Source organism: Pseudonocardia endophytica, assembly GCF_004339565.1.
Classification (GTDB): Bacteria; Actinomycetota; Actinomycetes; order Mycobacteriales; family Pseudonocardiaceae; genus Pseudonocardia; species Pseudonocardia endophytica.
The window spans coordinates 936,961-958,617 of record NZ_SMFZ01000001.1; the positions used below are offsets into that span (position 1 = coordinate 936,961).

Here is a 21,657-nt window from a genome sequence, read left to right on the forward strand (position 1 = left end):
GGGGCCGGGCGCCCGCCGGACCAGCGTGCTCGGTGTCCACGACACCGGCCGCCCGGCGGTCCAGGCACTCGCGAGGAGTCACCATGTCCGACGCCACCGTCCCGCACCGCACCGCGGAGCCCGTCCCGGATCCCGGCGGCGGCCGGGACCGCCGATCGCGCTGGCCGCTGCTCGGCGCCGCCGTCGGCATCGGCGGGATGGTCGCGACCGTGGTCTTCGACGTCCGCCCGCAGCCGCCGGACTCGGTCGTGATGACCACGCCCGGGCTGCTGGAGTCGGTGGACCGGGTCGCGGCACACGCCGGGTTCGTGACCGGCTTCCTCACCGTCGCAGGCCTGCTCGTGCTGGCCGCGGCGTGGCGCCGCCGGGTCGAGCCGCGGGCGCCGTCCTCGACGGCTGCGCGGGTGGTGAGTGCCGGACTCACGGCCAGCGCCGCCGCGCTGACCCTCGGGTACGGCTGGAAGGGGGCGCTGGGCGCCTACCTTCCGGGAGGGCTGGAGTCGACGGCGTTCGACCTGCCCGGCATGTACGTGTACCTGATGTTGAACGACTTCGGCGGCTACATCGGCTGGCTCGGGGTGGTCGTGGCCGCGGGCGGTGTCGCCTGGATGGGCCTGCGGGAGCGCCTGGTGTCCCGCTGGATCGGCGCGGTGTCGCTGGTGCCGGTCCTGGTCACCACCGCGATGGCGGTCGGGATGAGCCTCGCGGGCTCACCGGCGATCGCCGGGCCAATCTGGATGGTGGTCGCATTCGCCGGTCTGGCGTTCGGGCGCAGCACGATCGCCCGCTGATCGCCCGCTGACCGCGTCCGGTGCCGCGTGGCCCGCCAGGCGGGCCACGCGGTCCCGGTCAGCCCAGGCAGCCCGGTCCGAGGAGTGCCTTCAGGTCGCCCATCAGCGCCGACGTGCTGGTGACCTTCAGGTTGTCGGCCAGCTTCAGCGCCGTCGTCTTCGTGCCGTAGACGAGCGACAGGTGCACCTCGGACGTGCCGGGGTGGTGGGTCAGGACCTCCTTGAGCTTCGCGACCCGCTCCGGCGTGCACTGGTCGGTCCGCAGGCTGACCCGGAACGGGACGCCCGCCTCCCCCGCCGCGAGCTCCGGCACCGCGAGGTCGTTCGCGATCAGGGACACCCGGTCGTCTCGCTTGTTCACCCGCGCCTTGACCAGCACGATCGCGTCCTCGGCCACGTCCACGCCGACGACCTGGTAGGCGCGCGGGAAGAACAGCACCTCGATGCCACCGGCGAGGTCCTCGATCTGCGCCGACGCCCACGGCTCGCCGTTCTTGTTCACCCGGCGGTTCACGTTGGCGAGGATTCCGCCGACCGTGACCTGGGCACCCTCGGCGATGCTGCCCTCGACGATGTCCGCGATCGAGGTGTCGGCCTTGGCCGCGAGCGCCTGCTCGACGCCGCGCAGCGGGTGCCCGGACACGTAGAGCCCGAGCATCTCCCGCTCCACGGCGAGCTGGTGCTTGGAGTCCCACTCCTCGGTCGGGACCTTCACGTCGAAGATGCCGCCCAGCGCGTCGTCGCCCCCGGAGTCCGCCGACCCGTCCATCGAGCCGAACAGGTCGAACTGGCCCATCGACGCGGCCTTCTTCGTGCTCATCACGGCGTCGATCGCCGCGTCGTGCACGAGCAGCAGGCCCTTGCGGGAGTGGCCGAGCGAGTCGAACGCCCCCGACTTGATCAGCGATTCGATGACCTTCTTGTTGCAGACCACCGCGTCGACCTTGCGCAGGAAGTCCGAGAAGTCGACGAAGTTGCCCTTCTCCCGCCGGGCCTCGACGATCGCGTCGACGACGTTGTTGCCGACGTTGCGGATGCCGCCCATGCCGAACCGGATGTCGTCGCCGACCGGCGCGAAGTTGCGGACCGAGTCGTTGACGTCCGGCGGCAGCACGGTGATGCCCATCCGGCGGCACTCGGCGAGGTAGACGGCGGCCTTGTCCTTGTCGTCCCGGACGGACGTGAGCACGGCGGCCATGTACTCGGCCGGGTAGTTCGCCTTGAGGTAGGCCGTCCAGTACGAGACGACGCCGTAGGCCGCGGAGTGCGCGCGGTTGAACGCGTAGTCGGAGAACGGCAGCAGGATGTCCCACAGCGTCTTGACCGCGTCCGCGGAGTAGCCGTTGTCCTTCATCCCCTGGGCGAAGGTGACGTACTCCTTGTCCAGGATCTCCTTCTTCTTCTTGCCCATCGCGCGGCGGAGCAGGTCCGCCTGGCCGAGCGTGTAGCCCGCCAGCACCTGCGCGATCGACATGACCTGTTCCTGGTAGACGATCAGGCCGAACGTCTCGCCGAGCACCTCCTTGAGCGGCTCCGCGAGCTCCGGGTGGATCGGCGTGACCTCCTGGCGGGCGTTCTTGCGGTCCGCGTAGTCGTTGTGCGCGTTGGCGCCCATCGGGCCGGGGCGGTACAGCGCGCCGACCGCGGAGATGTGCTCGAACTCGCTGGGCGCCATGCGCCGCAGCAGGTCCCGCATCGGGCCGCCGTCCAGCTGGAACACGCCGAGCGTGTCGCCGCGGGACAGCAGCTCGTAGGTCGGCTTGTCGTCCAGCTCGAGGTGGTCGAGGTCGACGGCGGGCTTGCCGTTGAGCTCGATGTTCTCCAGCGCGTCGTCGAGGATCGTGAGGTTGCGCAGCCCCAGGAAGTCCATCTTGAGCAGCCCGATGGTCTCGCAGGCGCCCATGTCGAACTGCGTGATGATCGCGCCGTCGGCCTCGCGGCGCTGGATCGGGATGACGTCGAGCAGCGGCGTGCTCGACATGATCACGCCGGCGGCGTGCACGCCCCACTGGCGCTTCAGGCCCTCCAGGCCCAGCGCCGTGTCCATGATCTCCTTGACCTGCGGGTCGGTCTCGTAGAGCGAGCGGACCTCGGTCGCCTCGGAGTGCCGCTTGTGCGACGGGTCGAACACCCCGGACAGCGGGATGTCCTTGCCCATCACGGCGGGCGGCATCGCCTTGGTGATCCGGTCGGCCACCGAGTAGCCGGGCTGGCCGTAGAGCACCCGCGCCGAGTCCTTGATCGCGGCCTTCGCCTTGATCGTGGAGTAGGTGATGATCTGGGCGATCCGGTCCTCGCCGTACTTCTCCGTGGTGTACCGGATCATCTCGCCGCGACGACGCTCGTCGAAGTCCATGTCGATGTCGGGCATGGAGATGCGGTCCGGGTTGAGGAACCGCTCGAAGATCAGCTTGTGCCGGATCGGGTCCAGGTCCGTGATGCCCAGGACGTACGCGACGAGCGAGCCTGCGGCCGATCCGCGGCCGGGCCCGCACCGGATGCCCACGGACTTCGCGTGCTGGATGAGGTCCGCGGTGACCAGGAAGTACCCCGGGTATCCCATCTTGATGATGACGCCGACCTCGTAGTCGGCCTGGCGCCGGTACTGCTCGGTGATGCCGTTCGGGAAACGCATGTGCATCCCCCGCTCGACCTCCTTGATCAGCCAGGACTCCTCGGTCTCGCCCTCGGGCACCGGGGCCTTCGGCTGGAGGTCCTGGCCGGTCTTGAAGTCGATGTTCACGCGCTCGGCGATGGCCAGCGTGTTGTCACACGCCTCCGGGTGCAGCGGGTCCCAGAGCTCGCGCATCTCCTTGGCGGACTTGAGGTAGAAGTCCTGCGCGTCGAACTTGAAGCGGTTCGGGTCCGACATGGTCTTCCCGGTCTGCACGCACAGGAGCACCTCGTGCGCCTTCGTGTCGTCCGGGTAGGTGTAGTGCAGGTCGTTCGTGGCCAGGCCGGGGAGATCGAGCTTCTTCTTCAGCGCGAACAGGTCCTCCTGGACCCGCTTCTCGATGTCGATCCCGTGGTCCATCAGCTCGCAGAAGAAGTTGTCGCGCCCGAAGATGTCCCGGTAGTCCGACGCGGCCTGGCAGGCGCCGTCGAAGTCGTTCTGTTGGAGCAGGCGGGCGACCTCACCGGACGGGCAGCCGGTGGTCGCGATGATCCCCTTGCCGTACTGCTCGAGCAGCTCACGGTCCATACGCGGCTTGTAGTAGTACCCCTCGAGGCTGGCCAGCGAGGAGAGCCGGAAGAGGTTGTGCATCCCCGCCGTGTTCTCCGCGAGCAGCGTCATGTGGGTGTACATGAGGTCCGGGTTGTCCGACCCGGCGCCGACGGAGGCGCGCTTGCGCTCGTGGCGCGACCCCGGCGCGAGGTAACCCTCCATGCCGATGATCGGCTTGATCCCGGCCGCGGTCGCCTTCCGGTGGAACTCGTAGGCCCCGTAGACGTTCCCGTGGTCGGTCATCGCGATCGCGCTCTGGCCGTTCTTCTGCGCCTCGGAGAACAGGTCGTCCAGACGCGCCGCGCCGTCGAGCATGGAGAACTCGGTGTGCGTGTGCAGGTGGACGAACGAGTCGGTACCGACGCCTGCTCCGTTGCTGCCAGCGGCCATGTGTGCGCAGGCCTCCTTCCCCGCGCCCTGGGACGGCGCGTCATGCGGTACGCCGAGGACGTGCCCGGCCCTGCGGACGGTCGTGGCGTGTCGCGTGCGCGGCCCTCACGGACCGGCCGCCACGGTGGGGTTCCCTCCGGAAGGGTCGGGCGATGTCGGCGTGGGCCCAGACTAGTCGCGGGCACCGACAGTTCCGACGAGGCGGCGGGCCGATCGGCGAACCCGCAGCTCAGCCACGAGAACGGTGTGTCGGGTAACGCGGCGGCCCCGGACCGCGAGAGCTGATCACATTCTCGGCCCGTCACTGCGGGCCTCGACCCGGGGACGGACAGTGGGCAGACGCCGCGGCACCAGCACGATCGACAGCAGCGGGAACGCGGTGGAGTTCACCAGCCCGATCCCGGTGCAGCGCCCGGGCGGCGGGGCGCGGCCGGAGAAGCCGAAGAAGTCCCGCAGCGCCGCAGTGATCGCCGTGTTGTCGCTGCTCACGGCCTTGCTCACGCTCGCGACCGGCTACCTCGGCTACCAGACCGCGACGATCACCCGGGACAAGGAGGCCGCGGCCGCCCAGAGCAGCGGGCAGGTCGGGAGCCTCCAGCAGCAGATCACGGCGTTGAAGCAGGAGAACGACGGCCTGCGCTCGCAGCTGGGCATGCCGCCGACCTCGGCCACGAGCGGTGGCGCGGCCGTCGCCGGGACCGAACGGCACACCGGGCAGGTCACGTTCGTCCTCGGGCCGGGCATCGACGCCGACGCGCCGGCGTCCGACCCGAAGTGGGGCATCGACAGCGGCGGCTCGGGGGCCGACCTGTTCCTGAGCTCGAGCGGGTCGATCGACGTCAGCTCCGGCTCCGAGTCGGTCTACCTGGCCCAGCAACGTCCCGACTACGCGACGTGCAGCCAGAACACGACGTACCGCTCGAAGGACATCGACCGTGGGCTCGCGCTGCCCGGCGCGTCGTTCTGCCTGAGGACCGGCGAGGACCGCTACGCGGGCGTGACGATCCTGGCGAACGGCAACGAGCAGGCCACCCTGCAGATCACCACCTGGGAGAAGGACCCCACGAACTGACTCAGGCCGCGATCGGCTCGGTGCGCTCCGCCGGGGTCCAGGTGACCCGGGTACCGGCGCGTCGCACGCCCGCGTACACGTCCTCGAACGCGTCCAGCGTCCCGTCCAGGGCGTGCCGCGCGACCATCTCCCGGCTGGCCGCACCCATCCGCGCACGGGCCGAGGGGTCGTCGAGCAGCCGGTTGAGCGCCCCGGCGAGCCCGGAGACGTCACCGGGCCGGTACAGCAGGCCGTTGTGCCAGGGGCGGACGAGATGCGGCAGCGCGACGGCGTCCGCCGCCACCACCGGCCGTCCCGCCGCCATCGCCTCGAGCGTGACCAGGCTCTGCAGCTCCGCGACGCCCGGCATGCAGAACACGGACGACCGGCGATAGGCCTCGACGAGCTCGTCGTCGTCCACCGTGCCGCGGAACCGGACCCGGGAGGCCTGCCCGAGGTCGCGGGCCAGGTCGGTCCAGCCCTGACGGCGCGTGCCGTCCCCGACGATCTCCAGCCGGGCCCGGCCGGGCACCAGGGCGAACGCGCGGATCAGCTCGTCGACGCGCTTCTCCCGCTCGAGACGGCCGACGAACAGCACGGTCGGCTCCGGGTCGGGCTCGCCCGCTCCCCCGAACCGCCCGAGATCGATGCCGCAGGACACCGCGCTCGCGGACAGGCCGGTGCGGGAGACCAGCAGGTCGACGGCCCGCGGCGTCGGCGCCGTGACGGCGTCCGCGGCGCGGTAGACACGACCCAGGTCCCGCCACGCCCACCCGGTCACCCGTTCGGCGAGCGCGTCCGGCACTCGGGCGTGCTCGAGCAGGTTCTCCGGCATGAAGTGGTTCGTCGCGACCGTCGGGTACCCGGCGCCGGACGCGGCTGCGAGCAGGCCGCGACCGACCGGGAAGTGCGACTGCACGTGCACGACGTCCGGGCGCACGTCGCGCAGCACGCGCTCGGTCCCGGCGGCGGCGATGCCCGGCATGGTGAACCGGAACCGGTCCTGGCCCGGCACCCGGTACGACGGCAGCCGGTGCACCGACGGACGCCCGTCGACGGGGACCGGCGCCGATGCCGGGCCGGTGGACGACGGCGCGACCACGTGCACGTCGTGCCCCCGCCCGGCGAGCCCGGACGCGAACCGTTCGGTGAAGCGGGCGGCGCCGTTCACGTCCGGCGGATAGGTGTCGGCGGCGATCAGGATGCGCAGCGGACGGCTCACGGTCGTCTCCAAGGGAACGGGCGCCGGGGTCGGCGCGGATCGGTGTGCGGGGTCGTGTGGGGCGGGATCGGGTCGGTCGGTGCGGCGGTGTGCGGGAGCGGACGGCCCGCCGTGTCCCTGGCGACGACGTCCGGGTGGTGGCGGGCGAGCAGCAGCACACCGGCCACGGCGAGCAGACCTCCGGCGACGGCGACGACCACGTCGGCCGGTCCGGTCGCGATCCGCTCGTCGAGGGCCAGCGCGCCGACGCCCACGGCGGCGATCGGGTCCACGACCGTCAGGCACGCCACGACCAGTGACGGCGGGCCGCTGCGGAACGCGGCCTGGACTCCGACGCCGCCCGCGGCCAGCGCGAGCAGACCGACCAGCACGAGCCAGACCAGCGACGCGTCCGCACCCCGGGCGACGATCTCGACGCCGGCCCGCAGGACGGCCGAGACCAGCCCGAACGCGATGGCGGCCGGGACCGCTCTGGCCAGACAGCGGGCGGTCCCGGACGTGCGCAGCCGGGCGGGCACGACGTGGTCGGGCAGCACGGACAGGGCGGCGAGCGCGAGGGCGGGCAGCGCGACGAGCAGGACCACCGTCAGCACCCGGGACGGATCGGCGGGCGGCCGCGGCAGGCCGGCGGCGGCCGTCGTCGCGAGCGTGAACAGCCCGACGCCGCCGACCACCCCCGCCACGGCGCACGCGATCGCGGTGACGTTCCCGGATCGGCCACCGACCCGTCGCTCGAACAGGACACCGAGCGGGACGGCCAGCACTCCGAGCGGCTGGACGACGGCCAACGGCGCGAGGGCGAGTGCCGTCGCGTGCCCGGTGGCACCGGCTCCCGCGGCGATCCCGCCGGTCCACCACCGCCTGGTCCGGAACGCACGGGCCGTGCCGTGGCGCCGGACCGCGTCGTGCTGCAGGACCGCGGCCGCCGCGAAGCATCCGGACGCCGTGACCGCGAGGACGACGGCGACCGCCACGAGGCCGTTCACGCCGTGCGCCCGGTAGCTGGACCGACCGGCGATGCCGGGGTGGCCAGGAGAGGCGGCGGGGCGGCGGGTGCCGGAGCTGCGAACACGATCAGCAGGGCGAGCAGCGCGACGTACGCGACGCGCTCGACGAGCCCGAGCCACGGGAAGACGTCGGCTCCCGCGAGCACGTGCGGGGCGTGCGCCAGCAGGAACGCCCCCGCGGCGACCGCGGCGGCGACCGAGGCGGCCAGCAGCGGAACTCTGCGGGAACCCGCGGACCGCGCGCCGACCACGCCGGCGAGCGGCGGCAGCGCGAACACCAGTGCCCCGGCCCAGCGGTGCACGAGAGCGGACACGTCCGCGGGCTGGCCGGGCAGGTTCGTCGGGAACACGGCGACCAGCAGCACGGCGGCGGCCCACAGGAGCAGCAGCCGACGGGCCGTCGCGCTCAGGGACACCGCGCCCGCGAGCCCGGCCGCGATCAGTCCGGCCGCGGCCAGACCGAGCAGCGCGGCGCCGTCCTGCAGGACGACGTAGTCGCTGATCGTCTGCGTGACCGGGTCCACCGTCCCGGTGCCCACGACGTGCAGCACCACGACCGCCACGGCCACGACCGCGACCCCCACCCAGGCGACTCCCCGTCCGACCATGGTCAGAGCCTCGCGGCGGAGGCTGTCCGGTTCGTCCGGGAGCAACCCCCTACCGACCCCGGGATCGTCCCCCGGTGATCTCGGGGTGCCCCTGCGCGCGGCTACGGTGGTGATCGATGTCCTCCCCCACCGCAACGACCGTCGTGTTCGATCTCGGCGAGGTGCTCGTCCCGTCCGAGGGCCTGACCCGGATGTTGGCCACCGAGCTCGGGGTGTCCGAGGCGGACGCCGGGCGCGCCTACTGGGCGCACCGCGTCCCGCACGACCGCGGGGAACCACCGATGAGGTACTGGACGGCCGTGTTCGGCGACCTCGGGCTGCCGGCGGACCCCGGACTGATGGAGCGGGTCGAGGCGCTCGACTCGGCGCGGTGGGCGACGCTGCCGAGCGCGTCCACGATGCTGATCGCGGAGCTGGCGCGGGCGAAGGTGCGGATGGCGCTGCTGTCCAACGCACCGCGAGGGCTCGCCGCGGCCGTGCGCGCGTCGGCGTGGAGCAGCCCGTTCGACCGTCTGCTGTTCTCCGCCGACGTCGGGGTGTCCAAGCCGTCGCCGGACATCTACCGCCGCGCCGACCTGGAGTTCCGGACCCGGCCCGAGGACGTCGTGTTCTTCGACGACCGGGCGGACAACGTCCGTGCCGCCCGCGCCCACGGGTGGGACGCCCACATCTGGCGCGGCATCCCGTCGGCGATGGAGACGCTGCGCGCCCGCGGCCTGTCCCTCGCCGCCCGCGGTATCCCGCCCGCCACCGAGCCGGGCTGAGTTCCGCTCCGGGGCGTCGGCCCGCCGGGCGGCCGGTCCCGTGGCGTCCGCAGGGTCGGCGGCCGGGGCGGGCGGCCGTGAGGGTCAGGGGCCCGGAGCCGGTGGGACGGGGCCGTCGTCGGGGAGCGGGTCGGCGGCGGTGCGCTGCTCGGGCAGGAGGGGCGCCAGGGCCAGGTCCCGGGTGCGCGTGCCGGCGGGCGCGGCCTGGACGGCGCGGACCGACGGGTCGGCGGACAGGGCGTCCAGGCGGGCGCGGTCGGCGCGGACGACGAGGGCGAGCACGTAGCGGCAGGACGGGTCGTCGTAGGCACGGCGCTCGGCGGCGGCGACGTCATGCCGGCGTCCGGTGAGGCGGGTCGCGTCCGCGGACGCGGCGAACGCGGCCCGGTCGCGGGCCACCCGGAGCGCGCCGGGCAGGGGGCCGGTGACCGGCTCGAAGCGCAGGGCCGTCTGCACCCGCGGGATCGGGATGCGGAAGACCGCCGTCTCCACGGGCGTCGGACCGGCCAGTGCCGTGGCGGCGTCGAGGTCGAGCTGCGCGGTGGGCTGCACGAGCGCGAGGACGGTCTGACCGGGCGGCGGGAGCTGCCGCGCCAGATCGGCGCGGTACTCCCGGACGGACTGGCCGGGGTCGGGTCCGAGCCGGACCGAGCCGCCCGCGTCCTGCGCCGACGGGTCTCCGCCCTCGCGGCCCGCCACCCACGCGACCACCACCACGACGACGGCGATCCCGGCCAGCACCAGCCACCGGGCCCGGCTCGTCACCGTGGCGCTCCCTCCGGGCCGGACATCCGCGCGGAGCCGCCCGCTCCGGCGCCGCTGCGCTGCCGCGGGCGCCGACCCGTCCCGACGACGGCGTCCCGTCCGGACGGCGGCGCGCCGCCGGGCCGCTCCGCCAGCGCGATCCCGCCTGCCGCTGGCACGACCCCGTCAGTCACGCAGGATGTCCAGCGCCGCGGCGAGGTCGTCCGGGTGCGGGCTGACGAACTCCACGTACCGGCCGTCCGCCGGGTGCTCGAAACCGAGACGGTGTGCGTGCAGCCACTGCCTGCTCAGTCCGACGCGCGCGGCGAGCGTCGGGTCCGCTCCGTACGTCAGGTCCCCGACGCACGGGTGGCGCATCGCCGAGAAGTGCACGCGGATCTGGTGCGTACGGCCGGTCTCCAGGTGCACGTCGAGGAGGCTGGCCGCGCGGAACGCCTCCATCGTGTCGTAGTGCGTGACGCTCGGGCGCCCGCCCTGGACGACGGCGAAGCGGTAGTCGTGGCGCGGGTGCCGGTCGATCGGGGCGTCGATCGTCCCGGACGACGGGTCCGGATGCCCCTGCACGACGGCGTGGTAGCGCTTGTCCACGGTCCGGTCCCGGAACGCCTGCTTGAGCACGGTGTAGGCGCGCTCGGACTTGGCCACGACCATCACGCCGGTCGTCCCGGCGTCGAGGCGGTGCACGATCCCCTGTCGCTCGGCCGCACCGGACGTCGACAGCCGCTCCCCGAGCGCGGCCAGACCGCCGGTGACGGTCGGCCCCTCCCAGCCGGGGCTCGGGTGCGCGGCCACGCCGACCGGCTTGTCCACGACGACGATGTCCTCGTCGGAGTGCAGGATCCCGAGCCCGGCCACGACCTCGACCGGCCCGTCGATCCCGGTGCCCTTTGCACCCGCCCCGGCCGCGTCCGGCAGCTCGATCTCCAGCCACGCGCCGCCGGGGAGCCGGTCGGACTTCCCGGCCGGGCGCCCGTCGAGCGCGACCCGGCCGTCCTCCGCCAGGCCCGCGACGACCGTGCGGGACAGCCCGAGCAGACGGGACAGACCGGCGTCGATGCGCATCCCGTCCAGCCCGTCCGGGACCGGCATCTGCCGTACCTCACCCACCGGCCGGCTCCTCCGACGACCCCGACGACTTCGCCGAGCGGGACGAGCGCGTCCGGGTGCCGTCGATCTCCACGCCGCGCAGCGTCATCACCACGAGCAGGATCCCGCCGCAGACGATCCCGGAGTCGGCCGCGTTGAAGACCGGCCAGACGCTCCCGTCCGTCGCGAACAGCGACACCATGTCCACCACGTGCCCCTGTAGCGGCCCTGGAGCGCGGAACACCCGGTCGGTGAGGTTGCCCAGCGCGCCGCCGAGCACCAGCCCGAGCCCGATCGCCCATCCCGGCGAGGCGAGCCGTCGCGCGATCCGCACGATCACCCCGACGACGACGAGTGCGACGAGCGTCAGCACCCACGTGTAGCCGGTGGCCATGGAGAACGCGGCACCCGGGTTGCGCAGCAGGACGAGGTTGACCGCGCCGCCGAGCAGCGCGACCGGCGGGCGGTCCTCCAGCGTCGCCACGGCCAGCGTCTTGGTCAGCACGTCCAGGAGGTACACCCCGGCCGCGATCCCGGCGAGCAGGACGATGCGTCGCCGCGCGGGCGGGTCGGGTGCGTCGCTCACCCCCCGATTATGCGCGGTGACGACAGTGCCGTTGCTTCGGCCGTCGGCCGCCCGGCCTCAGTGCCGTTGCTTCGGCCGTCGGCCGCCCGGCCTCAGTGCCGTTGCTTCGGCCGTCGGCCGCCCGGCCTCAGTCCTCCTTGTCGCCGCCCTCGCGCCAGCGCACGAGCGCACCGCCGCGGTCGACGGCCCGGATCCGCCGTTCGGCCTGTTCGCGCACACCCCGCGTGGTGACGACGAGGAACTGGTCGCCGTGGCGCAGCCGGGTCTCGCCGTCGGGGGTGAACGCCCGCTCCTCGCGCACGACGAGGCTGACCGTCGCGCCGGTCGGCAGCCGGAGCTGGCGCAGGTAGATGCCGTGCAGCTTGGAGCCGTCCGGCACCTTGATCTGCAGCAGCTCGGCGTGCACCTCCTCGAGCGGGGCGGCGTCCACCTCGACCTCGCGGGTCTCCGTGGGCGACGCGACCTTCAGCACCTTCGCGACCCACGGCAACGTCGTGCCCTGCAGCAACGTCAGCACGACGACCAGCACGAACACGACGTCGACGAGCGGCTGGTACTCCGGGCCGCCCTCCACGAGCGCGATCAGCGCCAGCACGATGGGCACGGCTCCGCGCAGCCCCGCCCAGGACAGGAACGCCTGTTCCCGCCACGGCCATCGGAACGGGGTCGCGGCCGCGATCACCGACAGCGGGCGCGCGGCCAGCAGCAGCACGGCCGCCGACACCAGGGCGGGCACGACGGCGTCGAGCAGCCGTGGCGGGCTCACGTACAGCCCGAGCAGCACGAACAACCCGATCTGGGCGAGCCACCCGGTGCCCTCGGCGAACGACAGCACACCGCCGCGGTGCGGCAGGTCGGAGTTGCCCAGCATGAGCGCGCACACGTACGTCGCGAGCAGCCCGGACGCGTGCGCGAGCTGCCCGCCGGCGTAGGCGAGCACGCAGACCGCGATCGTCGCCAACGGGTACAGGCCGGTGGACGGCAGCGCCGACCGTCGCAACGCCCATGCGCCGCCGAACCCGAGCGCGGCACCGATCACCGCGCCCGCGACGAGCTCGTACCCGACGAGCGCGGGGGTGGTCCAGGTCAGGGGGTCCGGTGACGCGAGGACGACGACGGCGAGCACGACCGGGGCGTCGTTCATCCCGGACTCCAGCTCCAGCGTCCCGGCCAGCCGTTTCGGCACCGCGACGCCGCGCAGCACGCTGAACACCGCGGCCGCGTCCGTCGACGACAGCACGGCGCCCCACAGGAACGCCTCCCGCCACTGGAGATCCAGCAGGAAGTGCAGCGCCGAGCCGGCGACCCCGATGCTGACCAGCACCGAGACCGTCGACAACAGGACGCCGACGCCGAGCGCCGGGCGCACCGCCGACCACCGGGTGGTCAGACCGCCCTCGATCAGGATCAGGACGAGCGCGGCGAGCCCGAGCGTCTCGGTGAGCCGCGCGTCGGAGAAGTGCACGCCGGCAACGGACTCGCCGAGCAGCACGCCGATGCCGAGGTACAGCACGAGCGAGGGCAGCCCGACGCGGACCGACACCCGGACCGCCAGCACACCCAGCAGTACGACGGCGGCGACGATGCCGAGGATCAACTCCAGGCTCATCGCTCTCACCACCCCCACGCAGGGGGTGAGCCTATCGGCGGGCCACGGGCCGGCCTGCGGCCCTACGTCCTGGCGAGCTTCGCGAGCCGCTCGGGCGTCGGCCGGCGCACGTCGGTGGCCCAGCCGAGCCGCTCGAACGCAGCGATCACCCAGGCCGAGATGTCGATCTGCCCGCGGCCGATGCCGTGGCGCGCGGACGTCGGGTCGGCGTGGTGCAGGTTGTGCCAGGACTCGCCCATGCTCGGGATCGCGAGCAGCCACACGTTCGTCGATCGGTCCCGCGCCCGCCACGGCCGCTCGCCGACCATGTGGCAGATCGAGTTCGTGGACCAGGCGACGTGGTGGGTCACCGCGACCCGCACCAGGCCCGCCCAGAAGAACGCCGTGCACGCGCCCCACCAGCTCATGGTGACCAGCCCGCCGATCACGGCGGGACCGAACAGGCTCGCGATCGTGAGCACGGTGAACGCGCGGTGCACCCGGCCGACATCCGGGTCGGCCAGCAGGTCGGGGACGAAGCGGCGCTGGTTGGTCATCTCGCGCTCGAAGATCCAGCCCATGTGCGCGTGCCAGAACCCGCGCACCAGCGCCGCCGGCGTCGTACCGAACAGCCACGGCGAGTGCGGGTCGCCCTCGGCGTCGGCGTGCGCGTGGTGGCGGCGGTGGTCGGCCACCCAGTGCCGGATCGGGCCCTGGACGGCGAGGCTGCCCGCGATCGCGAGCGCGATCCGCAGACCGCGACGGGCACGGAACGCGCCGTGCGTGAAGTACCGGTGGAACCCGACCGTGACGCCGAGCATCGAGATGACGTACATCACGACGGCGAGACCGACGTCGAGCCAGCTCAGGCCCCAGCCCCAGGCGAGCGGGACGGCCGCGACGAGTGCCAGCGCGGGCACCGTCGCGAACACGTAGACCATGACGTGCGGGACGATGTGTCGCTGGTGGTCGGACAGACTGCGCGCCGCGACGGCGCCGTCCGGGTGGCCGGTGGACACGGGCGGGGATCCCCCTCGTGGGTGATGGTGGGGCCGTCGTCCAGGCCCCGTCGGAGCCCGAATCATCCCGTTCAGTATCGCGACCCGAGATGGCGGCCCCGTTACCGGGCGTCGACGGCGGCCGGTCCGGTGCCTACACGGTCCAGGTCAACGTGACGGCGTCCGGGTCGCGCAAGGGGACTCCGGCCATCGCCGCCTCGACCTCGGGGGTCCGCTCGTCCGGCAGGCACAGCCGCCGGGTCACCCACGCCGGGTCGTGCGGGTGGCGCCGCTCGCGGACGAAGCGCCGAACCTCCGGCGTGATCCCCAGCTCGGCCAGCACGGCGACGGCGTCGGCGTCGGTCGCCGACGGCGGCCGGTGCAGGTCGTGGAAGCGCTCCCACAGCGGGTCCAGCCAGGCCATCGGGTGCTGCGGCAGCATCTCGACGACGACGCCGCGGGCCGCCCCGGCGGTGAGCGCGTCCAGGAACGGCGGCAGGTCGACGACGTTGTGCAGCACGTGGTGGCTGACCACGACGTCATGGAGTCCGTCCACACCGGACGCCACGTCCGGCCACTTCCCCTGCACCGTCCCGGCCGCGATCCCGCGTGCCGCGGCACCGGTCGTGAACAGGTCCAGCATGTCCTGCTGCTGGTCCACACCGGTCGCCGCCCGCAGCGGTCCGACCAGCGCGAACGTCGCGTCGCCGCCCCCGCACCCGACGTCGAGCACGGTGCCGCCGTCGCCGAGCAGCGCCAGCGCGGCGTCCCGCGACGGCGTGTCCGCGGGCGTCTCCGGCGCCGTGAAGTCGACCGGGTTGTGCGTCCACGGGCTCGCCGGGGCGGCGGCCAGGATCTCCGGCGGGATGCCTCGGCCGGACTGCAGTTCCGCCCACCGCCGCGCCGCGTCGCCCATGCGGCCAGCCTAGTGCCGCTGCCAGTAGCGCTTGCCCTCGCCGCGGACGATCCGGCCGAACGCCGCCTCCGCGAAGTGGCAGGCGCCGACCGGGGTGTCGGCGCCCTCCAGCTCGTCGAACAGCCGCTCGCGGGTGGCGCGGGCGGTGTCGGCGTCCACGTCGAACAGGACGCTCCACTCCTGCTCCTCGAGCTGCGCCGGGCAGTGCGCGACGTCGCCGAGCAGCACGGCCCGCTCCGAGCCGGAGGACACGACGACGCTCTGGTGCCCCGGTGTGTGGCCGGGCGTCGCCCGCACGGTGACGCCGGGCGCGACGGTCTGGCCGTCCGAGCAGAACGTGACCCGGTCGGACAGCGGGTCGAGCACGGTGTCGGCGGGCGGCGCGAACGGCGCGTCCGGGTTCGCCCGCCAGTGCTCGATCTCGGTCTGGTCGCCGACCAGGTGCTCGGCGTTCTCGAACGTCAGCCCGGCCTCGCCGGCCGTCCACCCGCTGTGGTCGTGGTGGAGGTGGGTGAACACCACGGTGTCGATGTCCTCCGGCTTCAACCCGGCACCGGCCAGGCTGGACAGCAGCAGCCCGGACCTCGCGCGGACGAAGTCCGGGACGTCCACGTCGGCGACGCCGAAGCCGAGGTCGACGAGCACGTTCCGGTTGCCCGTGCGGATCAGGAACCCGCCGATCGTGGCGACGACGCGGCCGTCCTCGTCGAGCCAGCGGGCGTGGTCCTCCCACGCCCGGAGCGACCCGGACGCGGGGAACATCTGGTTCGGGACGAAGCGTGCCTCGCCGTCCGGCAGGTAGGTGATCCTGATGTCGCCGACGGTGATCGACTCGGACGGGGCGGGTCCGGCGGCCACGGAGCCTCCTCGCGGTCGGGTGCGCGCGCCGACGACGGCGCGCTCATGGCGACGCGAGCATAGGGGTGACCGCGGCGTCCGGATCACCCGGACGCCGCAGCCCGCTGCTACGCGCGGGTGACCGTGGCGGACACCGTCACGGTCGCGCCGTCCGGTGCGACGACCTGGCCGCCGCGCGCACCGTCGCCGTTCGCGTAGGACACCGACGAGGCCAGCACCTCGCCGGCCACGAACGACTCGTGCGCACGCACGGCGTCCAGCACGCCGTCCGGGCCGGTCAGCCCGAGCGCGACCCGGTCGGACACCTCGAGCCCGGCCTCGCGACGGGCCTGCTGCACGACACGCACGACGTCGCGCGCCGTGCCCTCGGCGGCCAGCTCCGGTGTGACGGCCGTGTCCAGCACGACGAGCCCGGCGCCCTCGGGCAGCGCCGCCGTGTGCTCCGGGTCGGCCGCGACGAGCTTCTCGGTGAACTCGCCGTCGACGAGGTCGATGCCGCCCGCCGTGACGGTGCCGTCCGGGTTCTGGCTCCACTCCCCCGCCTTCACCGCCTTGATCACCTTCTGCACGTCGCCGCCCAGCCGGGGCCCGGCCGCACGGGCGTTCACGGCCAGCTCGAACCGCCCGTGCGTGGCGACGTCGGCGGTGAGCACGACGTCGCGGACGTTCACCTCGTCGCGCAGCAGGTCCGTGAAGCCCTCCAGCGTCGACGCGTCCGCCGACGCGACGGTCAGCGACGGCAGCGGCTGGCGCACACGCACCTTCGCCGACTTGCGCAGCGACAGCGCCGCCGAGGCGACCTGGCGGACGCGGTCCATGGCGGTCACCAGGTCCGCGTCGTGCGGCAGCCCGGCCGCGGCCACGTCGACCCCGACCGACGCCGGGTCGGCCCCGCCCGGCCAGTCCGCCAGGTGCACCGAACGCCCGCCGGTCAGCCCCTGCCAGATCGCCTCCGCCGTCATCGGCAGCAGCGGCGCGGCGACCCGGCAGGTCACCTCCAGCACGGTGTGCAGCGTGTCGATGGCGTCCCGGTCGCCCGCCCAGAACCGGTCCCGGCTCCGGCGCACGTACCAGTTCGTCAGCACCTCGGCGTGGTCACGGACCCGCTCGCAGGCCCCGGCGATGTCGTAGACGTCCATGGCGGCCGTGACGCCGTCGACGAGATCCGCCGTCTTGGCCAGCACGTAGCGGTCCAGGACATGGGACGAGTCGGTGCGGTAGGTCCCCGCCGCACCGGCCGCGTTCGCGTACAGCGACAGGAAGTACCAGGTGTTCCACAGCGGCAGGATCGCCTGGCGCACGCCTTCCCGGATGCCCTGCTCGGTGACGACCAGGTTCCCGCCGCGCAGGATCGGGCTGGCCATCAGGAACCAGCGCATGGCGTCGGAGCCGTCCCGGTCGAACACCTCGTTGACGTCCGGGTAGTTCTTGCGGGACTTGGACATCTTCGCGCCGTCGTCGCCGAGCACGATGCCGTGCGCGACGCAGTTGCGGAACGACGGCCGGTCGAACAGCGCCGTCGCCAGCACGTGCAGCGTGTAGAACCAGCCGCGGGTCTGCCCGTTGTACTCGACGATGAAGTCGCCCGGGTAGTGCCACTCGAACCAGTCCGCGTTCTCGAACGGGTAGTGGACCTGGGCGAACGGCATCGAGCCGGACTCGAACCAGCAGTCCAGCACCTCCGGCACCCGGCGCATGGTCGACCGCCCGGTCGGGTCGTCCGGGTTCGGCCGGGTGAGCTCGTCGACGTACGGGCGGTGCAGGTCGGTCGGGCGCACGCCGAAGTCGCGCTCGAGCTCGTCCAGCGACCCGTACACGTCGGTGCGCGGGTAGCGGGGGTCGTCGGAGACCCACACCGGGATCGGGCTGCCCCAGTAACGGTTGCGGGAGATCGCCCAGTCCCTGGCTCCCTCCAGCCACTTGCCGAACTGCCCGTCGCGTACGTGGGCGGGCGTCCAGCTGATCTGCCGGTTGAGCTCGACCATCCGGTCCCGGAACGCCGTGACCTGCACGAACCAGGAGTCGACGGCGCGCTGGATCAGCGGGTTCCCGCAGCGCCAGCAGTGCGGGTACGGGTGGTCGTACGTCTCGTGGCGCAGCAGCGTCCCGAGCACGTGGGAGTTCGTCCGTTCCTTCAGATCCCGGATGATCTGCGGGTTCGCGTCGAACACCAGCATCCCGGTGTAGGGCGGCACCTCGACGGTGAACTCGCCGCGCGTGTCGACCGGTACGACGGCCTCGATCCCGGCCGCGTCGGTGACCTCCTTGTCCTCCTCACCGAACGCCGGCGCGATGTGCACCAGGCCGGTGCCGTCCTCGGTGGTGACGTAGTCCGCGGAGAGCACGCGGTGCGCGTTCTCCCGGCCGAGGAAGAAGTCGAACGGCGGGGTGTAGGACAGGCCCAGCAGGTCGCGACCGGTGTAGCGACCGAGCACCTCCGGGTCCTCGCCGAGCTCGCGGGCGTACGCCCCCACCCGGGCCGCCGCCAGCAGGTACCGCTCCCCCGTCTCCGAACGAACGGCACCTTCGGGCAGTGTGGTTGCCCCAAGGGCCCCTTCGTTCGGGGTGGACGGGGCGACCACGACGTAGTCGACGTCCGGGTGCACGGCCACCGCGAGGTTCGACGGCAGCGTCCACGGCGTCGTCGTCCACACGCACGCGAGCGCGCCGTCCAGCACGGGGTCGTCCGGGGCGGCGAGCCGCAGACCGACCGTGACGGCCGGGTCCTGGCGGTCCAGGTAGACGTCGTCCATCTTGGTCTCGGTGGCGCTCAGCGGCGTCTCGCAGCGCCAGCAGTACCAGAGGACACGGAAGCCGGAGTAGACCCAGCCCTTGTCCCACAACGTCTTGAACGCCCACATCACGGACTCCATGTAGTCCAGATCGAGCGTCTTGTAGTCGTTGTCGAAGTCGACCCAGCGGGCCTGGCGGGTGACGTAGTCGCGCCACTCGCCGGTGTAGCGCAGCACCGACGTGCGGCAGGCCTCGTTGAACGCGGCCACGCCCATCTCGTCGATCTCGGACTTGTGCTTGATGCCGAGCTGCGTCTCGGTCTCCACCTCGGCGGGCAGGCCGTGGGTGTCCCAGCCGAACCGGCGCTCGACCCGGTGCCCGCGCATCGTGCGGTAGCGCGGGACGACGTCCTTGACGTAGCCGGTGAGCAGGTGGCCGTAGTGCGGGAGGCCGTTGGCGAACGGCGGGCCGTCGTAAAAGACGTACTCGTTCGCGCCGTTCTCCCCGGCCGGGCGCTGCTCGACGGACGTACGGAACGTGTCGTCGGCCGCCCAGAAGTCCAGGATCCGCTTCTCGGCGACGGGGAAGGACGGGTGCGCGTCGACGGCGGGGTAACCGGGGTTCTCGGTCACGGCGGTGGTGCTCCTCGTGCTGGTGCTCGCGCTCCGGCACGGGGACGACGCTGCCGCTCCGGCGACGCCGCGGTACCACCCCGCTTGCAACCCGTCCGCGGACGGCCTGCCTCTCGTTCGACGGCGATGACGGGCCGCACCCGTCCGGTTCTACTCCCGGTGGTTCCGGTTTCTTCCGGAGGCTCCCCGGTGATGGCCGGATCGACGCCGTGTCACACCAGGATAGCGCGGTGCGCCACCCCGATCACCGGCCCCCGCTCAGCGGGCCTCCGCCGGGTGCCGCTCGCTCAGCACGCGGTTCGGGGTGCACCAGCCGCACGGCGTGAACCCGAGTTCGACGGCCTCGCTGACCGGCAGCGGGATGATCGCCTGTCCGGGCAGCGACGGGCAGCCCTGCACGTGGTAGCGCGGGTGCTCGTCGATCACGACGACCTCGTCGGGAAGGCGTGCCACGAGCGAGGCGTGCGCCGGGTCGCGCGGTTCCTCCGGTGCCTCGCCGGAGACGTCGATCGCGGCCGCACGCGTGCGGTCGTCCGCCGGTGGCGTTCCGGGTGCTCCCGGGGCCCCGCCCGATGCCGCCGCGACGGACGTCGGGTCGTCGGCTCCCGCACCGCCCGCCGGTGCCTGCTCGGCCCGTGTCGGGGCGTCGGCCGGTCGCCCGTCCGGCTGCCCGGATGCCGAACCGCCTGCGGCACCCATGCCGCCGGCCATGGCCGCTGCGCCTCCGGCGGCGACCCCGCCCGCGGCGGCCGCTCCGCCGACGGCCGCGGCACCGGGGGCACCGGGGGCACCGCTCGCTCCGTCCGGTCCACCGGCACCGTCGGAGGTCGGAACCGCCCGGGAGCCACCGGCAGGTGACTCTCCGCCCGCCTGCGCCGCCGTGGTGGCCGGCTCCGCGTCGGGGGTCCGCGCAGCCCCAGCGCCACCGGACCCCGCCGCACGGGCCCGGTCGGACCGGGACTCGCCGGACGCCGCCGCACCGGCCGCCGGGTCGCCGCCGCCACCCGGTTCCGATGCTCCCGTGGGGTCGACAGCCGTCGGCGCGCCGTCCGCCGACCGTGGAGCCGACGGCTCGTGCGCCGCGGCATTGGTCACACTCTGTGACGAAACTCCACTCGATCGGGAAGCGCCGGAAGGTGCGTCCGTCGAGCCGGACGGCGCGACGACCGGCATCACGACGGTCTCCTCGGCCGCGTTCGAGGGCGGCGGGACGACCGGCAGCACCTGCGTCGCGGGCTCCATGTCGGCCCCGCCGAACCCGTCCGGACCCGCGCCGGCCCGGACCACGCTCGTCTGCTGTCCGGCGCCAGGGGGCGCCGGACGGTCGCCGTCCCCGTCACGCTGACCGCTCCCCTGGCGACCGGCCCGCACCGCGGACCGTGTCTGCCACCAGTCGTAGAGCAGCACGAGACCGGCCAGGACGCTGATTCCCACCGACGTCCAGGCCAGCACCACCAGGTGCAGGAACCAGCCGGCGAGAAGCAGGACCAGCGCGATCACGACGAGGATCAGGACCAGCACGAGCATCGGTCAACTCCGTGGGTCGGCACTGCGCCGGGCGTCGCCGCCCGGCCGGTCAGCTCCCGGTGTCCGCCCTCTGGCCGTACCCGCTGGCGGCGTAGCCACCGTTCGAGTTCGGCTGGGCCGTGTCCGAGGGCGCGGCCGACCCGCGACCGGCGAGGTCGCGGAGCTGGGACTCCAGGTAGGTCTTGAGCCGCGTGCGGTACTCACGCTCGAACGTCCGCAGCTCGTCGATCTTCTTCTCCAGCACGGACTTGTCGCGCTGGATCTGACCGATGATCTCGTTCTGCTTGCGTTCGGCGTCGCTGACCAGGCCCGCGGCCTTGTCCCGCGACTGGCGCTCGAGCGTCTCGGCCCGGGTGCGCGCGTCGTTGAGCATGGTCTCGGCGCGTGCGCGCGCGTCGTTGACCAGGCCGTCGGACTTCGTCCGCGCGTCGGAGAGGAGCTGCTCGGACTTGGTCCGGGCGTCCGACAGCATCGTGTCGGCCTCGTTCTTGGCCTCGGCGGTCAGCCGGTCGGCCATCTCCTGCGCGAGGCCGAGCACCTTCGCCGCCTGCACGTGGTGGTCGCCACCGTCGCCCGCGTCGGCGCCCATGGCACCGGCCAGCTGTGGCGCAGGGGCACCGGACGACGGCATGCGCTGCGCCGGGGGCTCCTGGCGCTGCATGGCCTGCGTCTGGCTCGGCGGCGCGGGCTGCGAGCGGGCCTCGTCGAGGTCCGCCTCCGCGTCCCCGAGTCTCTGCTCGAGCTGCGCGACCTGGTCACGGAGGTCGTCGTTCTCCCCGATCAGGCGGGCCAGTTCGGCCTCCACCAGGTCGAGGAAGGCGTCGACCTCGTCCTCGTTGTATCCCCGCTTACCGATCGGGGGTTTGCTGAACGCGACGTTGTGCACGTCGGCGGGCGTCAGCGGCATCG

At 73.3% G+C, this 21,657-nt stretch carries 18 protein-coding genes; 3 read left to right on the top strand and 15 right to left on the bottom strand.

What is annotated here, in order from left to right; translation table 11 throughout:
• Positions 1-83 precede the first annotated feature (83 nt).
• The gene (locus EV378_RS03990) at positions 84-791 is read left to right on the top strand and encodes a hypothetical protein (protein WP_207908571.1); all 708 of its coding nucleotides are present in this window, start codon (positions 84-86) and stop codon (positions 789-791) included.
• A gap of 58 nt (positions 792-849) precedes the next feature.
• Here EV378_RS03990 and dnaE read toward each other — a convergent pair whose 3' ends face one another.
• Positions 850-4,407, bottom strand: a complete 3,558-nt coding sequence (gene dnaE, locus EV378_RS03995) for a DNA polymerase III subunit alpha (RefSeq protein WP_132421375.1) — start codon at positions 4,405-4,407, stop codon at positions 850-852.
• Positions 4,408-4,738: 331 nt separating this feature from the next.
• On the opposite strand from dnaE, the gene EV378_RS04000 reads away from it, so the two are divergent.
• Positions 4,739-5,479 (top strand): hypothetical protein, encoded by a 741-nt coding sequence (locus EV378_RS04000; protein ID WP_132421376.1) that lies wholly within the window; start codon positions 4,739-4,741, stop codon positions 5,477-5,479.
• A gap of 1 nt (position 5,480) precedes the next feature.
• Here the strand turns inward: EV378_RS04000 and EV378_RS36155 are convergent, their stop codons facing one another.
• From EV378_RS36155 to EV378_RS04010, 3 genes are read right to left on the bottom strand one after another with little or no spacing between them, the layout of a single operon-like run.
• Entirely contained in the window at positions 5,481-6,680 is a 1,200-nt protein-coding gene (locus EV378_RS36155; RefSeq protein WP_243653260.1) for a glycosyltransferase, read from the bottom strand.
• Positions 6,677-7,666, bottom strand: coding sequence for a hypothetical protein (locus tag EV378_RS36160; protein WP_243653261.1), 990 nt, complete (start codon positions 7,664-7,666; stop codon positions 6,677-6,679). The genes EV378_RS36155 and EV378_RS36160 overlap by 4 nt, the downstream gene beginning before the upstream one ends.
• Complete coding sequence (locus EV378_RS04010; RefSeq protein WP_132421377.1) at positions 7,663-8,295, bottom strand: DUF998 domain-containing protein; 633 nt, start codon at positions 8,293-8,295, stop codon at positions 7,663-7,665. The genes EV378_RS36160 and EV378_RS04010 overlap by 4 nt, the downstream gene beginning before the upstream one ends.
• Before the next feature lie 116 nt (positions 8,296-8,411).
• On the opposite strand from EV378_RS04010, the gene EV378_RS04015 reads away from it, so the two are divergent.
• Positions 8,412-9,059, top strand: a complete 648-nt coding sequence (locus EV378_RS04015) for an HAD family hydrolase (protein ID WP_132421378.1) — start codon at positions 8,412-8,414, stop codon at positions 9,057-9,059.
• A gap of 84 nt (positions 9,060-9,143) precedes the next feature.
• On the opposite strand, the gene EV378_RS04020 is transcribed toward EV378_RS04015, so the two are convergent.
• From EV378_RS04020 to wag31, 11 genes are all read right to left on the bottom strand, one after another.
• The gene (locus EV378_RS04020; protein WP_132421379.1) at positions 9,144-9,824 is read right to left on the bottom strand and encodes a hypothetical protein; all 681 of its coding nucleotides are present in this window, start codon (positions 9,822-9,824) and stop codon (positions 9,144-9,146) included.
• On the bottom strand, positions 9,821-9,997 hold the full coding sequence (locus tag EV378_RS35200) for a hypothetical protein (protein ID WP_165922133.1): 177 nt from the start codon (positions 9,995-9,997) through the stop codon (positions 9,821-9,823). Before EV378_RS35200 ends, EV378_RS04020 begins: the two co-directional genes overlap by 4 nt.
• On the bottom strand, positions 9,990-10,913 hold the full coding sequence (locus tag EV378_RS04025) for an RluA family pseudouridine synthase (protein WP_132427374.1): 924 nt from the start codon (positions 10,911-10,913) through the stop codon (positions 9,990-9,992). The genes EV378_RS35200 and EV378_RS04025 overlap by 8 nt, the downstream gene beginning before the upstream one ends.
• Positions 10,914-10,923: 10 nt before the next feature.
• A complete protein-coding gene (gene lspA, locus EV378_RS04030; protein ID WP_132421380.1) occupies positions 10,924-11,496 on the bottom strand; it encodes a signal peptidase II in 573 nt (190 codons plus the stop codon).
• A gap of 127 nt (positions 11,497-11,623) precedes the next feature.
• A complete protein-coding gene (locus EV378_RS04035) occupies positions 11,624-13,105 on the bottom strand; it encodes a potassium/proton antiporter (protein WP_132421381.1) in 1,482 nt (493 codons plus the stop codon).
• A 62-nt stretch (positions 13,106-13,167) separates the two neighbouring features.
• A complete protein-coding gene (locus EV378_RS04040) occupies positions 13,168-14,025 on the bottom strand; it encodes an acyl-CoA desaturase (RefSeq protein ID WP_132427376.1) in 858 nt (285 codons plus the stop codon).
• Positions 14,026-14,236: 211 nt separating this feature from the next.
• Entirely contained in the window at positions 14,237-14,998 is a 762-nt protein-coding gene (locus EV378_RS04045; RefSeq protein WP_132421382.1) for a class I SAM-dependent methyltransferase, read from the bottom strand.
• 9 nt (positions 14,999-15,007) lie between these two features.
• Positions 15,008-15,856, bottom strand: a complete 849-nt coding sequence (locus EV378_RS04050) for an MBL fold metallo-hydrolase (RefSeq protein WP_132421383.1) — start codon at positions 15,854-15,856, stop codon at positions 15,008-15,010.
• Positions 15,857-15,963: 107 nt separating this feature from the next.
• The gene (gene ileS / locus EV378_RS04055) at positions 15,964-19,221 is read right to left on the bottom strand and encodes an isoleucine--tRNA ligase (protein WP_132421384.1); all 3,258 of its coding nucleotides are present in this window, start codon (positions 19,219-19,221) and stop codon (positions 15,964-15,966) included.
• A 258-nt stretch (positions 19,222-19,479) separates the two neighbouring features.
• A complete protein-coding gene (locus EV378_RS04060) occupies positions 19,480-20,748 on the bottom strand; it encodes a hypothetical protein (protein ID WP_132421385.1) in 1,269 nt (422 codons plus the stop codon).
• Between the two features lie 49 nt (positions 20,749-20,797).
• Positions 20,798-21,655 carry a DivIVA-like cell division protein Wag31 gene (gene wag31, locus EV378_RS04065; protein ID WP_132421386.1) on the bottom strand — a complete coding sequence of 286 codons (858 nt, stop codon included), beginning with the start codon at positions 21,653-21,655 and terminating at the stop codon, positions 20,798-20,800.
• Between the last annotated feature and the right edge of the window lie 2 nt (positions 21,656-21,657).

Coding starts and splice junctions, on each gene's coding strand:
- EV378_RS04045 (WP_132421382.1), bottom strand. CDS start 14,998: ATGGGCGACGCGGCGCGGCGGTGGGCGGAACTGCAGTCCGGCCGAGGC.
- EV378_RS04010 (WP_132421377.1), bottom strand. CDS start 8,295: ATGGTCGGACGGGGAGTCGCCTGGGTGGGGGTCGCGGTCGTGGCCGTG.
- EV378_RS03990 (WP_207908571.1), top strand. CDS start 84: ATGTCCGACGCCACCGTCCCGCACCGCACCGCGGAGCCCGTCCCGGAT.
- wag31 (WP_132421386.1), bottom strand. CDS start 21,655: ATGCCGCTGACGCCCGCCGACGTGCACAACGTCGCGTTCAGCAAACCC.
- EV378_RS04040 (WP_132427376.1), bottom strand. CDS start 14,025: ATGGTCTACGTGTTCGCGACGGTGCCCGCGCTGGCACTCGTCGCGGCC.
- EV378_RS04060 (WP_132421385.1), bottom strand. CDS start 20,748: ATGCTCGTGCTGGTCCTGATCCTCGTCGTGATCGCGCTGGTCCTGCTT.
- EV378_RS04035 (WP_132421381.1), bottom strand. CDS start 13,105: ATGAGCCTGGAGTTGATCCTCGGCATCGTCGCCGCCGTCGTACTGCTG.
- EV378_RS04015 (WP_132421378.1), top strand. CDS start 8,412: ATGTCCTCCCCCACCGCAACGACCGTCGTGTTCGATCTCGGCGAGGTG.
- dnaE (WP_132421375.1), bottom strand. CDS start 4,407: ATGGCCGCTGGCAGCAACGGAGCAGGCGTCGGTACCGACTCGTTCGTC.
- EV378_RS04025 (WP_132427374.1), bottom strand. CDS start 10,913: ATGCCGGTCCCGGACGGGCTGGACGGGATGCGCATCGACGCCGGTCTG.